The sequence below is a fragment of the Flagellimonas oceani genome (assembly GCF_011068285.1).
In the GTDB taxonomy this organism is placed as follows: Bacteria; Bacteroidota; Bacteroidia; order Flavobacteriales; family Flavobacteriaceae; genus Flagellimonas; species Flagellimonas oceani.
This window is the reverse complement of sequence record NZ_CP049616.1, coordinates 20,162-34,063: the sequence shown is the minus strand read 5'-3', so window position 1 is coordinate 34,063 and position 13,902 is coordinate 20,162. Positions and strand designations below refer to the sequence as shown.

The window sequence follows — 13,902 nt, the reverse complement described above, 5'->3', positions numbered from 1 at the left end:
TTTAGGTATATTTAACCAATAAAGTTAAGGTTAGTACAAGTGCTAAAATAGCTTTTCTAACATTCATTTTCAAATAAGACAAACACATTCATTTTAATATGTTATACGAAGGAGTCCTAAGAAAGATGCGAACTGAAATCGGGAGCCCTATCCAGTATTTTTTGGTTTTCGAGAACGATTTTATCAACATGAACCAAGGGCTGAACAGGGAACTTCAGATTGATTTCATCAAATTTCAATGTTTGAACTGTGGTGAGGACAGGCCCATCTATCGACAGGGTTTTTGTAAAACCTGCTTTTATGAGACTCCCCTTGCCGGAGATTGGATCATGAAACCTGAACTGAGCACGGCACATCTGGACAAAGAGGACCGAGACCTCGAGTTCGAGAAAAAAATGCAGTTGCAACCGCACATTGTGTATTTGGCCAACTCGAGCAGCATTAAAGTGGGGGTTACCCGAAAATCGCAAGTACCTACCCGGTGGATAGATCAAGGGGCACATGAGGCGATAGAAATCGTGGAGGTACCCAACCGTTACTTGGCAGGTATTACCGAAGTGGCGCTCAAAGACCATGTAAGCGACAAGACCAGTTGGCGAAAAATGTTGCAGAACGAGATTGAGGACGTGGACCTGGTGGCGTGGCGAAACAAACTAAAAGCAAGCATTCCGGAGGAGGCCCTTGATTTTTTTTTGGAAGATCGGGAGGAAACCAACCTTGAGTTTCCCGTGTTGAAATATCCCGAAAAGGTAAAAAGTCTGAATCTTGACAAAACACCAAGTTATAAAGGTGTTCTCAAGGGCATCAAAGGACAGTATCTTATTTTTGAGGACAATACGGTGTTCAATGTAAGGGGAAGCGAAGGGTATTATGTGGGCATCAATTTTATATAGTAAATACAATAAAAACCCAAGCCTTAAAAATACGACAGACCATCATTATTTGACTTCTACAAAGATTTTATAATTTAAGCACTTTAACATAACATATACAAAATGCTAAAAGAAGTATTACAGACCCTGAAAATGCTCAAGCGAATCGATAACCCATCGCAAGAGGTAAAAGATTCCATGGACTTTTTGGAACAATCCCTAAAAACCAAAACCAAAGAAAACCTACTCGATATTATGTCCATTGGTGACGTAATGGGCTACGATGAACTGCAAAAAAGCCTCAGGGAAATGGTTAACTTTTTGGAGAAAATGAAGGACAGGCCGAACTAAATCAATCAATCAATCGATAGAATTTAGCCAAAGCATCCAATCCCATGCTCAAATTTTTCAGAAAAATCAGGAAGCAATTCATTGCCGAAAAAAAGGTCGGGAATTATCTTCTGTACGCCATTGGAGAAATTGTTCTGGTAGTCATCGGCATTTTGATTGCACTCGCCATAGACAATGCAAACGACAATCGCATAAAACGGGAAAAGGAACAGGTTTACCTTAAAGGTTTAAAAGAAGAATTTGATATCAGTAAAACAAAGCTGGAGGAGCTCATCAAAGTAAACAGGAAAAGTTATGAAGCCGCACAAGAAATAGTTCTGTTGATGGAAGATGGAAATGTGGCAACCGAGGAAACTTTTTCAAATTTGCTATCCGATGCCTTCACCAACGATATTTTTTTCAACCCGAACAACTCGTTGCTGAATGAAATGATCAACTCGGGCAGTTTAAAGGATATTTCCAACGACACCTTACGGATTCGGCTCACCAATTGGATATCGACTATTGATGATATAGCCAATCAGGAAAAAATGCTAGGTGAAGAACGGAACAATACCGTCAACGTATTTAGGGACGAAGGCTATAGCATCCATACGTTGTTGGACTACACGGGAATGTCCAAAAAATTGGGGATTCCCCTCAGGAAAAACCCTATCAGCAACCTAGGCGCACTGGAATCCGTTGCCTTTGAAAACAACATCCTGTTGTTCATCATAACAAGTCAATCCACGGAAATAGACCATTACATTCCCTTAATGACAAGCCTAGATTCTATCTTAGAGATGATCAATAACGAGTTGGTGGAATAAAAAAGGGCGATCCATGACCGCCCCGTATTTTTAATTTACAGTATCTTTCTTCTTTTTCTTGAGCAGTCCGCCCAAAATGGATTTGGCGGCATCTTTAACATCCTCCTGCTTTTTGGCTTTGGTACTATCCGTTGCCGTAGTATCCTTTTTACCCCCCAGAATGTTTCCAATGGCCTCTTTAACTCCGTCGGATTTTGTTTTGGTAGTATCGGCCCCATCTTTTTTAAATGCATCGGACAACAAATCTTTCACCTTGTCCTTGCCTTGATTGACCAACTTCTGCTTTTGCATCTCCACCAATTTGGATGTCAATGTTTTCACACCCGAAGTAAGGTCGGTACTTACTGACGGATTGGTGAAATTGCCTCCAATATTCGCCGTTACGGGAATCGTAACTTCACCCACACTATCATCGTTCAGTTGTGAGATCAGTTTAGTGACCTCTTTGCCCAAATACTTTGCAGGAACGTTCAGGGTGGCCGAATAATTCATCTGTTTGTCAAAAGAGTGGCTTCCGTTCACATCTATGGCGATGTCCTTATAATTTAAGGTAAACGGCTTCACTTTTACCGTACCATTATCAAAGGTCAATGCAGTCTTTAAGCCATCCAAATTAATTTCTTTGGTATTTAAAAAACTGAGCTTGCTATCCAATGCAGAGACCAAGGGTGCTTTTTGGGTATCAACCGTTGGATTCAACAATTCTGCCAACAAATTACCTGAAATAGTGGCCAGATTAGGTGTAAAATCATCCTTAAGGTTACCCGATATTTTAATATCGGAATTGAGCTTTCCTTGAATGGCGGTTGCAAGCGGTGTCAACACCTTGAACAATTCCAGTCCCGCAAAGGATTCCCCGATGTTGAAATTGTCCATTCCAAGATTGATGTCGAAAGTCGAAGCTTCCTGCTTGGTGGACACAGAGCCGGATAGACCCAACGTACCCCCAAATAAATTGGAGGTCAGGTTCTGTACCGTCGCGGTCTCGTCCTTAATCACCAAGGTTCCCTTAACGTTCTTCAGTTTAAGATTATCGTAAACCACTGTATTGGCAGATGCGTCAATGGTACAATCCAAAAACGATGGTATTTTGATGCGCTCCTCCCCTGTGGTGGTCGAGCCGGTTTCTTCACCTGTTCCTTCGCCCTCACTTCCTTCGGTTTCCTCGACCATAAAATCGTTCAGGGCAAATAGATTGGAGTCAAGCGTAAACTTTCCTTCGATGTTTTCATCATTGAACATAAAGCCCAATAAATTGGTCAACGTTCCTTTGGCGTTAAAATCCGTACTTCCGGTTTTTCCCTGGAACGAATCCAGCGTTACCGTGTTCGGGTTAAATGTTACGGCAGCTGTAGTAATTGCAAGGGGATTTTTAAGTTCCTCCGAAGCATATTCAAAACCCGTCAAGGAAGCCTTGCCACTTGTTTTGGTGTTTTGATATTGTTTTTTTTCGATGGAAGCCATATCGAAAGCCGTGGTAACATCCGCATTCAAGATTCCCTTAAGATTATAATCGTCGGGTACGGGATACGCCTGTGAAATATTGGCCAAATTGATTCTACCGTCCATATGGGCATTTACTTTGGTATTGCCCATCAATTCCCTGATTTTGGCGTTCAGGTTGAATTTATCTTCATCGATCAGGAAGGAAAGCCGGTTGATATTTACGTAGGTATCCTCGGTGATTCCCGTTTCGTTGTTGATTTCGGTATCGATGTACACATTGCGCACCGATTTGGGCAAGTCGGGATACTTGAATGAGGCATTTTCGGAGTTGATGGCGATTTTAAATGTTGGAATATGCTCATCGTCCACTACGCCCTTAAACTCGCCGTTCACTTCAAAATTGCCCGTTGTCCGTACATTTTCAATATTGGCAGCGTATGCCTCGGGAATTACAGCCAAAAAGTTTTTAAAATCGGAAGATGGGGTTTTAAACGTAATGTCCACCTCCTGATTGTCCTCGTTCACCTTCACGAAACCATCAAAAACCAATGGCAATTGGTTCACGAGCGCCTTGTTCTCCAAAAAAGTGTATTTGTTCTCGCTCAGGTCGATACCGATCAGGGCATCCAGATTGATTTTGTTTTTGTTGAGGTACTGGGTACTGTCCATTTCGAACGTCACCAAGGCATCCGTCAATGTTTTCAGTTCCGATTTTTCCAAGGAAAGATCTCCGGTTCCAGAGTGGTTCATTTCAGTAATGTCCAGCAACATACCACTGGCCAAATCCTGATAAATGATTTCGGAATTGGTAATGGCATACGAATCCATATTCAGCGTAAAGTTGCTGCTCGATTCCTCGGATGATGCGGTAGCGGATGGTTCGGACTCTTTGGCTATGTCGTAATTGGCATTGCCTTCCTCGTCCGCTTTGATGTGCAATTTGGCACCATCAATGTTCAATGTTTTGATAACAATGGGCTCATCTGCCGACTTGAACAGTTCCTTTATGGACATGGACAGTTCAATTTCGGAAGATGCGAACAGGGTGTCGCCCTCAAAAGGGGCTTTGTTCACCAACGACAGATTGGTAAGTCCAACATTCGCATAGGGAAAACTTTTGAGAAGGCTCAAATCGGCATCCTCAAAATCCAACGTGGCATTGATGCTGTTGTTGACTTTTGTTTTGATGATCTCTTCAATTTTACCTTGAAGAAACAATGGGACCGCAATGATGATCGCGAGTAGGACAAGTAGGGTTATTCCAGTAATTTTCAGGACTTTTTTCTTCATACTTCGGTGTTTTACAACAAATTAAAGGAGAAGCATCAATCCAAAGAAATTTCCTCTCCTATTTTTAAGTTAAATCTTTTTCGCATTATATATACGAAAAAATAGAGCAAAGGGGTGTCGAGAAGGGCAATCATTATTTTAAAAATAACACCACTGATCAGCAATCCATAAAATTTGTCCCACGTCAAAACTCCAAATATGCACAAGAGCCCGACCACGGTAAAGGTATCTATGAATTGGGAAGAAAATGTGGAAAAGTTGTTCCTGAGCCAGAGCATTCTGCCATTGGTGATTCTTTTCCAAAAATGATAAATGGTGATATCGATGTACTGTGCGCCCAAGTAGGCCAGCATGGATGCCAATACGCCCAATGGCGACAATCCGAATACGGTGGTAAAGGTTGCATCGTTCACAGGGGAAGTAGGTATGGCATTGGAATAATTGGCCAACAAAATAATCCCCATTGAAAAGAACGAGGCAAAAATCCCGGCAGTAACCACTTGATTGGCCTTCCTCTGCCCATAAATTTCGGAAACCAAATCGGTAATCAAAAAGGTAATGGGATAGGGCAAAATTCCCACCGAAAGTTCAAAAAGTGGCGCTCCAAATACGGTGACATCGCCAAAAGGACTCCAAGAGAAAAACTTTTGGAATATTAGGTTGGACACCACCAATGAGGTAATGAACAGCGCACCGAGGTACAGATATATGGAAAATGCTAACTTTTTGTCCTTTTGCGTCATAAAAATTTTAGCGCAACAAATTATTTAATATTCAAGCTAAAGGGCATTTTGGCCTGCACTCCTTCTTGCTTTGTGAATTGTTTGAATTCTTTCAGGATTTTATAGGCCTCTGCTCCAATCTCTTCTTGGATGATGGATTCCCCTATCTTGGACTTTACACCTCCATAACTCTCCATAAACTGCTCAAAACCGGATTTGTAACGTGGGTACTTTTTAATACCATACTCTTCCAGTCCTGCCATATCGGCCGCAGCTAAAATGGCGTCGTCCAGATTACCCAGTTCATCTACGAGGCCAAGTGCCTGGGCATCCACACCGCTCCAGACCCTGCCTTGGGCTATTTCGTTCACCTTGTCGACCGGTATGTTGCGCCCTTTGGAAACACGGTCCAAAAAAGTGTCGTAGGTCTCTTCGATACTTTCTTGCATCACATTGCGGAACGACTCCGTCATCGGTTCAAAAAAGGAATAATCCACCGAGTTTTTATTGGTGCCCACTTGCTCCGCGTTAACGCCCATATTTTCAGCGAGTTCGTGCACGTTGGGAATGGTTCCGAACACACCGATGGAGCCGGTGATGGTGGTAGGTTCGGCAAAAATCTTATCACCGCCAACCCCAATGTAATATCCTCCAGATGCGGCAACATTTCCAAAGGAAACCACCAATGGCTTTTCTTTCTTGGCCAATTGCATTTCCCTCCAAATAATATCGGATACCAGAGCACTTCCCCCTGGTGAATCCACACGGAGCACAATAGCCTTTACATTATCGTTGTCCACAGCTTTGTGCAGCGCATCGACTATAAGTTTTTGACCTATATAGTTTTTTCCACCTTCGCCGATCAAGATTTCGCCCTGCGCATAGATTACCGCCACATCATCGGAACCTTTGTTGATCTTTTTCTGTTTGGCCTTCTGAATGTAATCCATCAGCCCTACATAGTTCAATTCTTCATTTTCTTCCACTCCTATTTTTTCCCGAAGAAGGCTCTCGTACTGGTCATAGTACAAGGCACCGTCCAGCAGACCGGAAGCGACTGCATATTCTGGGGTTCTACCGCCAAGGGTATCCGCAATAATGTTCAGGTTTTCCGGAGCAATGTTTCTGGATTCCGAAATATCGTCCACGATTACGCCCCAAATCGATGAAATCAGTTCCTGTATCTGTGTACGGTTTTCTTCGCTCATGGTATCGGATAGAAAGGGTTCCACGGCACTTTTATACTTTCCGTGGCGAATGACCTCCATCTTTATACCTGACTTCTCCTGCAATCCTTTATAAAAGAGCACTTCAGTGGCCAATCCTTTAAAATCCAATACCCCAACAGGGTTGATGTAGACCTCGTCCGCAGCGCTGGCCAAATAGTAATCGCGTTGCGCATACACATCGGCATGGGCCATCACGAACTTACCGCTGGATTTAAAATCGATCAAGGCTTTTCTAATTTCCCGGGTCTGCGATATTCCGGCCTGTAAAAATCCGGTGGTAATGCTTATCCCTTCAATATCATCATCATTCTTGGCCACTTCTATGGAATGTAAAATCTCATCCAGTCCAAGCTCCTCTACCCACAGTGCAGCAAAAGGATCGGTATCGTCCTTTCCCGTATAGTCCAAAATCGGAGTTACAAAGCTGAGCTCCAGCACACTGTTCTTTTTTACCACTACTCCCTCATCCATGCTTCCTACCAGGGCCATAAAAATGAAAAACATCCCAACAATGACCATAAAGGCCACCAAACTCCCCAAAATGGAGGCTAACAGGTTTCTTAAAAACTTCATTCAGTCAAATTTAATACGCATCAAATATAACCAATGTAGTATTGTTTTGTTTACTTTGTTTCTTGGATTATGGTAAGAAAACAAAAGGTTTATCTTTCATTGGGAAGCAATTTGGGAAATCGTTATACGAATCTCCAAAAAGCTATTTTTCGTATTCAGCAGAAAGCAGGAAAGATCTTGGATATTTCTTCCGTCTATGAAAATCCGGCAATGGGTTTTGAAGGTGATGACTTCCTCAATATTGTGCTCTCCCTCCTAACTCCACTGGAACCAAAGGAGTTATTGGACACCCTTTTGCAGATCGAGCAGGATTTTGGAAGGGTCCGTGCGGCAGCGGGACATAGTTCCAGGACCTTGGACATTGATATTATCTATTATGGCACAGAAGCCATACACAATGATGATCTGGTGATTCCCCACCCTCAAATGCAGCATAGGAACTTTGTTCTAAAGCCGTTGAGCGATATTGCCCCACAGTTTTACCATCCGGTACTTTATAAGGACACCCGCAATCTTTTACAGGAATGTAGGGACAAAACAAGGTTGACAAAGACCAAGCACAAGCTTTTTAAGGATAGATCGGGATTGTTTTCCCAGTTGCAGCTCATTGCCATCGAAGGAAATATTGGAGCGGGAAAAACCACCTTGTCCAAAATGATCGCCAATGACTTTAACGCCAAATTGGTACTGGAACGCTTTGCGGACAACCCCTTTCTGCCCAAGTTTTACGAGGATCAAGCGCGATATGCCTTTCCTTTGGAAATGTCTTTTTTGGCGGACAGGTACCAACAGTTTATGGACGACACCTCACAGTTTGACCTCTTCAAAAATTTTATGGTGAGCGATTATGATATTTTCAAATCGTTGATTTTTGCCAAGGTCACCCTGCAGAGTGAAGAATTTAATCTATACCGAAAGGTTTTTAGTTTTATGTACAAAGAGGTGAAAAAGCCGGAAATCTATCTTTACCTCTATCAAAATACCGAACGGTTGCTCGCCAACATTAAAAAACGGGGGCGCGATTACGAACAGAATATAGACCCGGGCTATCTGGAAAAAATCAATCGTGGCTATCTGGATTTTATCAAGAGTAACCCCAGTCAAAACACCATTATCGTGGATATGGGAGAATTGGATTTTGTTAGTAATCCGGACGATTACGAATTCATTTTACAAAAGCTGGAAGACAACATACTTTTGTCAAACATTTAAGAGAATTCTTGGAAAATGTTTGGATATAACGAATGGTTTTATTTTATTAGCAACCTCTAAAAGAGAAACTAACTAACTCAGACTTTACATACGGCCCTGTTTTGCAGGGCCATTTTTATTTTTTGGCGTTTTGTTTGCTCCAGACATCCCACACTACCACTCCGGCACTTACCGATATATTCAAGGAATGTTTGGTCCCAAACTGCGGGATCTCCAAAACCGTATCGCTGGCCGAGACCACTTCCTGCGAAACCCCTTTTACCTCGTTTCCGAAAACTAGGGCAATCGTTTTCTTTGAATCCACACGGAAGTCGTTCAGCATAACCGAGTTTTCAGCTTGTTCCACCGACACTATACGTACTCCTTCCTCTTTTAGCGCTTCAACCAATTCCAACGTATCCTTTCGATATTCCCAATCCACACTTTCGGTGGCGCCCAATGCGGTTTTTCGAATATCCTTATGCGGCGGGGTCGCCGTGATGCCGCAGAGATAAATCTTCTGAACCAAAAAGGCATCGGCCGTCCGGAATACCGAACCAATATTGTTCAAACTACGGACATTGTCCAAAATGATGATGATGGGCGACTTTTCCGCTTCCTTAAAACTGTCCACGTCCAAACGGTCCAGTTCACTATTTTCCAGTTTTCGGTTCATTTTTTAAACATTGGGGTGAAAATATCAACAAAAATTTCTGATGGCCAATGAAAACAATATATTCGTTTTCGTCCCAATTTTGGGCAAAAGTAACAGAATTAAATCGCTTTGGCAGCCAAGAAAAAGAATAAGAAAGTAACCCCTCTAATGCAACAGTACAATGCCATTAAGGTAAAGCACCCTGATGCCTTGTTATTGTTTCGTGTTGGAGACTTTTACGAGACCTTTGGAGAAGATGCGGTAAAGGCCGCCAAGATTTTGGGCATTATCCTTACCCATAGGAACAATGGTGGCGACAAGACCGAATTGGCAGGATTCCCGCACCATTCGCTGAACACTTATTTGCCCAAATTGGTCAAAGCTGGACAACGGGTGGCCATTTGCGACCAGTTGGAAGACCCGAAACAGACCAAAAGCATTGTAAAGCGTGGCGTAACGGAGTTGGTCACACCGGGGGTGGCCCTCAACGACGACATCCTTTCCGCGAAGAGCAACAACTTTTTGTGTGCGGTCCATTTTGGGCGGAACAAGCTTGGGGTTTCTTTTTTGGATATTTCAACGGGGGAATATTTGACCTCGGAAGGCTCGGTGGAACAGGTGGACAAATTGCTCCAGAATTTTTCCCCAAACGAGGTCTTGGTATCCAAAAACCATAAAAAGGAGTTCGTTGAACATTTTGGCAACCAGTTCCATAGTTTCTTTTTGGAGGATTGGATTTTTCAGGAAGACTATGCCCAAGAGAGTTTGAACCATCATTTTGGAACACAAACCCTAAAGGGTTTTGGTGTCGAACATCTTATTCATGGTATTATTGCCTCAGGTGCAGTGCTGCACTATCTTTCAGAAACCCAGCACAGCCGGTTGCAGCACATCAACAAAATACAGCGCATAGCCGAGGAAGAGTACGTTTGGATGGACCGCTTTACCATCAGGAACCTGGAACTCTACCATTCTTCGCACCAGAATGCGGTGACCTTGCTGGACATTATCGACAAGACCATTTCGCCAATGGGCGGACGATTGCTCAAAAGATGGTTGGCGCTTCCCTTGAAAAATGTGGAAAAAATCCAGCAAAGGCATCAGGTAATCTCTTATTTAAAGGATGAGAACGAACAACTGAACAAAATTCAGGGGCATATCAAGCAAATGGGGGACCTGGAACGTTTGATTTCCAAATTGGCCACCGGCAAAATCAACCCCAAAGAGGTGGTTCAACTTAAAAACTCGTTAGAGGCTGTGGTTCCCATCAAACAATCGGCGCAAAATAGTTCCAACGATTCATTAAAAAGTATTGGGGAACGCTTGAACGATTGTGATGCGCTCCGCTCAAAAATAAAAGAAGTGCTCAATGAAGAAGCTCCGGTGAACATTGCCAAAGGCAGCACCATTGCCAAAGGTTATTCCGAAGAACTGGATGAGCTTAGAGGTCTCGCTTTCTCCGGAAAAGATTATCTGGACAAAATGTTGGAACGCGAAACCAAGGAAACGGGTATTACATCCCTAAAAATTGCTTCCAACAACGTTTTTGGGTACTATATCGAGGTCAGGAACACCCACAGGGACAAGGTTCCAGAAACTTGGATACGCAAACAGACCTTGGTCAACGCAGAGCGTTACATTACCGAAGAATTAAAGGAATACGAGTCCAAAATCTTGGGTGCCGAAGAGCGAATCTATCAATTGGAACAACAACTTTTTGAGCAATTGCTCGTATGGATGCAAGAGTACATTGCCCCTGTACAATTAAATGCACACCTTATCGCCCAATTGGACTGCCTTTGCGGATTTACCCAATTGGCCAAGGAAAACAATTATATTGAGCCAGTTGTCAACAACTCCACGGATATCGATATTAAAGAAGGTCGACACCCTGTGATTGAAAAGCAGTTGCCCATTGGCGATGCCTATGTGACCAACGATGTTTTCCTGAACCGAGAGGATCAACAAATAATTATGATAACAGGGCCCAACATGAGTGGTAAATCGGCCCTGTTACGGCAAACGGCACTTATTGTCCTATTGGCACAGATGGGAAGTTTTGTTCCTGCTACAGAGGCCAATTTGGGTGTTGTGGATAAAATATTTACCCGGGTCGGAGCCAGCGACAACATTTCGATGGGTGAATCCACTTTTATGGTGGAAATGAACGAGACCGCTTCCATTTTGAACAATCTCTCCGAACGCAGTTTGGTGTTGCTTGATGAAATTGGACGTGGCACCAGCACTTATGATGGTATTTCCATTGCCTGGGCGATTTCGGAATATCTGCACGAACACCCCGCCAAGGCAAAGACCTTATTTGCCACGCACTACCACGAACTCAATGATATGACCAATACGTTTCCGCGCATCAAAAACTTTAATGTTTCAATAAAAGAACTGGAGGACAACGTGCTTTTTTTACGGAAATTGGTTCCCGGGGGCAGCGAGCACAGTTTTGGAATCCATGTGGCAAAAATGGCCGGAATGCCACAACAAGTGATTCAAAAAGCGAACAAAATCCTAAAAAAACTGGAAAAATCGCACGCCACTGAAGAGGTCAGCGACAAGTTGCAGGCCTCCCAAAATGAAATGCAATTGAGTTTTTTCAATTTGGACGACCCATTGCTGGAAGAAATCAAGGAAGAAATTTTACACTTGGACATTGATACTCTGACACCTGTGGAAGCTTTAATGAAATTAAACGAGATCAAGCGATTGTTGGGAAAAAAGAAAAAAGCATCTTCCTAAAAAAATTCTTTTATTTTAATAGAAATATTATAAATTTGCATCCGCGCTTGGAAAAAGTGCAGAGTTCTTTTAACAATGCGAAAATAGCTCAGTTGGTAGAGCATCACCTTGCCAAGGTGGAGGTCGCGGGTTCGAATCCCGTTTTTCGCTCGAATAAAAAACGCTGCTTGCAGCGTTTTTTTGTTTCAAGTCCAGGCTCGAGTGGTGGAATTGGTAGACACGCCGGACTTAAAATCCTGTGGGCATTTTGCCCGTGCGGGTTCAAGTCCCGCCTCGAGTACATAAAAGCCCTGTAAACCCTATGTTTATAGGGTTTTTTGTTTCCAGATTATCTAATAATCCAATCCGTAGTAATCGGCAACCTGATAAAAGTCGGAAACGTCCACTCCTGCTTGTTTCAGTTCTTGCTCTACTCCCATCCCCTTGAATGCTGAGCCATCTGTTCCTTCGATTACGACAAATCTAAAATCATAGTTATTAACATCGAATGTACTGGATAACGTCACGGTACCGGGAAAGATTCCATAAACCGTTAAACTACTGGTTTGATAGTAATAGGGAATTCCAAACCAAAGATTAGCATTTAGCGGACGTAAATAGGCCAAAACTACTCCGTTATCCAATATATCCTGCGTTACAGCAGGTAAATCAAAGGGAACTTCACCGGCCATGAATGATTGATCTTCAAACAAATAACTTTTCACATTGGCATTACCGTCTTCTCCCGGTTCTCCTTGAACCCCTTGTTCTCCTTGTGGGCCAACTGCACCATCTTCACCATCACTACAGGCACCAAACAATAACAGGGCAAACAATAGGCTGAATAATTTCGACAATTTTAGTATTTTCATATCATTGAGGTTTAATCTACTTAACTATTTGTAAGACAATTTTTTACAAGCACAATTCATCTAATAACGTAAAAACTGTTTATTTTATTATCTTGTTGTATTTCAAATAGTTATCATTGCATCACTAGATTCCAATTAATTTTTCATTTTGTTGTTTTTACGTCAACAATTAATGCTTTTCGAGCAATTCCCGGTTCTTAGAACCATTAAATTCATCCTTAAATAGTTTTTAAACCCATCGAATTCTATCTTTTGAAAGAAGGTCACACATATGCCAATCGGTTTAAGTTCAAGGATTTTCCGCATCTTTTCTTGGACACCTTTAAAGCTTGGAGCAAAGCCAACCCTTGGCGGTTGAGTGCCGTGGTCGCCTACTACGCTGTTCTATCGCTTCCCGCCCTGTTGGTGATCATCATCAATGTGGTCGGGTCTATCTGGGGCGTGGATATTGTAGAGGGACGGTTGACCAACGAGTTTTCGATTGCCCTTGGCCCCAATGCCGCAGAAACCATTCAGGGAATCGTGGAAGACACACAGAACAGGGACAAAAATTTAGTTTCGACCATAATCGGTATCGGGACGTTACTTTTTGGTGCCACCGGAGTCTTTTATCAATTAAAGATATCCCTAAACGAAATATGGCGTATCAAAGGCTCTCCAGGATTCGATTTCTGGAAATTACTCACCGAAAGAGCAAAGAGCTTTGCATTTATTCTCGTTATCGGATTTTTATTGCTGATCAGTTTTATCATAACCGCCGCCATAACGGCATTGAACGATTACCTTAAAAGTTTTATTTCCGAAGCGGCCGTATACCTCGCCTATCTGGTGGACATCATATCATCTTTGGGCATAATCACTATCATGTTTGCCCTAATGTTCAAGTTCCTGCCCGATGCCAAGATAAAATGGCGAGCGGTTTGGTTCGGGGCATTGCTTACCGCCATTTTATTTGTGATAGGCAAGTTTCTGTTGGGCCTCTATTTTGGAGAGGCCAATCCCGGCTCTACCTACGGCGCAGCTGGTGCAATTGTTTTGGTCCTTTTATGGGTTTCCTACTCCTGCATGATTCTATTCTTTGGGGCTCAATTTACCTACACCTACGCCAAAAAATACAATATTCTTTTTGTGCCCTACAGCGAATTGAACAAGTAGATGCAAT

At 42.7% G+C, this 13,902-nt stretch carries 11 protein-coding genes and 2 tRNA genes; 8 read left to right on the top strand and 5 right to left on the bottom strand.

What is annotated here, in order from left to right; genetic code table 11:
• Positions 1-98: 98 nt before the first annotated feature.
• The 3 genes from GVT53_RS00135 to GVT53_RS00125 all read left to right on the top strand — a co-directional run bounded on the left by GVT53_RS00135 (position 99) and on the right by GVT53_RS00125 (position 2,032).
• The gene (locus tag GVT53_RS00135) at positions 99-893 is read left to right on the top strand and encodes a DUF2797 domain-containing protein (protein ID WP_166246886.1); all 795 of its coding nucleotides are present in this window, start codon (positions 99-101) and stop codon (positions 891-893) included.
• Between the two features lie 102 nt (positions 894-995).
• Positions 996-1,223 carry a hypothetical protein gene (locus GVT53_RS00130; RefSeq protein ID WP_166246885.1) on the top strand — a complete coding sequence of 76 codons (228 nt, stop codon included), beginning with the start codon at positions 996-998 and terminating at the stop codon, positions 1,221-1,223.
• 44 nt (positions 1,224-1,267) lie between these two features.
• The gene (locus GVT53_RS00125; RefSeq protein WP_166246884.1) at positions 1,268-2,032 is read left to right on the top strand and encodes a DUF6090 family protein; all 765 of its coding nucleotides are present in this window, start codon (positions 1,268-1,270) and stop codon (positions 2,030-2,032) included.
• 30 nt (positions 2,033-2,062) lie between these two features.
• Here GVT53_RS00125 and GVT53_RS00120 read toward each other — a convergent pair whose 3' ends face one another.
• From GVT53_RS00120 to sppA, 3 genes are read right to left on the bottom strand one after another with little or no spacing between them, the layout of a single operon-like run.
• Positions 2,063-4,768 carry an AsmA-like C-terminal region-containing protein gene (locus GVT53_RS00120; protein ID WP_166246883.1) on the bottom strand — a complete coding sequence of 902 codons (2,706 nt, stop codon included), beginning with the start codon at positions 4,766-4,768 and terminating at the stop codon, positions 2,063-2,065.
• A gap of 35 nt (positions 4,769-4,803) precedes the next feature.
• Positions 4,804-5,511, bottom strand: coding sequence for a queuosine precursor transporter (locus GVT53_RS00115; RefSeq protein WP_166246882.1), 708 nt, complete (start codon positions 5,509-5,511; stop codon positions 4,804-4,806).
• A 20-nt stretch (positions 5,512-5,531) separates the two neighbouring features.
• A complete protein-coding gene (gene sppA, locus GVT53_RS00110; protein ID WP_166246881.1) occupies positions 5,532-7,292 on the bottom strand; it encodes a signal peptide peptidase SppA in 1,761 nt (586 codons plus the stop codon).
• 69 nt (positions 7,293-7,361) lie between these two features.
• Here sppA and folK point away from each other — a divergent pair, with 69 nt between their 5' ends.
• The gene (folK, locus tag GVT53_RS00105; RefSeq protein ID WP_166246880.1) at positions 7,362-8,504 is read left to right on the top strand and encodes a 2-amino-4-hydroxy-6-hydroxymethyldihydropteridine diphosphokinase; all 1,143 of its coding nucleotides are present in this window, start codon (positions 7,362-7,364) and stop codon (positions 8,502-8,504) included.
• A gap of 115 nt (positions 8,505-8,619) precedes the next feature.
• Here folK and GVT53_RS00100 read toward each other — a convergent pair whose 3' ends face one another.
• A complete protein-coding gene (locus GVT53_RS00100; protein ID WP_166246879.1) occupies positions 8,620-9,159 on the bottom strand; it encodes an RNA methyltransferase in 540 nt (179 codons plus the stop codon).
• 147 nt (positions 9,160-9,306) lie between these two features.
• Here GVT53_RS00100 and mutS point away from each other — a divergent pair, with 147 nt between their 5' ends.
• From mutS to GVT53_RS00085, 3 genes are all read left to right on the top strand, one after another.
• On the top strand, positions 9,307-11,889 hold the full coding sequence (mutS, locus tag GVT53_RS00095; protein WP_166250377.1) for a DNA mismatch repair protein MutS: 2,583 nt from the start codon (positions 9,307-9,309) through the stop codon (positions 11,887-11,889).
• A 77-nt stretch (positions 11,890-11,966) separates the two neighbouring features.
• Positions 11,967-12,039, top strand: a tRNA-Gly gene (locus tag GVT53_RS00090).
• A 45-nt stretch (positions 12,040-12,084) separates the two neighbouring features.
• Positions 12,085-12,169, top strand: a tRNA-Leu gene (locus tag GVT53_RS00085).
• 52 nt (positions 12,170-12,221) lie between these two features.
• Here GVT53_RS00085 and GVT53_RS00080 read toward each other — a convergent pair.
• Complete coding sequence (locus GVT53_RS00080) at positions 12,222-12,740, bottom strand: collagen-like triple helix repeat-containing protein (RefSeq protein ID WP_166246864.1); 519 nt, start codon at positions 12,738-12,740, stop codon at positions 12,222-12,224.
• 252 nt (positions 12,741-12,992) lie between these two features.
• Here GVT53_RS00080 and GVT53_RS00075 point away from each other — a divergent pair, with 252 nt between their 5' ends.
• The gene (locus GVT53_RS00075; RefSeq protein WP_166246878.1) at positions 12,993-13,895 is read left to right on the top strand and encodes a YihY/virulence factor BrkB family protein; all 903 of its coding nucleotides are present in this window, start codon (positions 12,993-12,995) and stop codon (positions 13,893-13,895) included.
• Positions 13,896-13,902 lie beyond the last annotated feature (7 nt).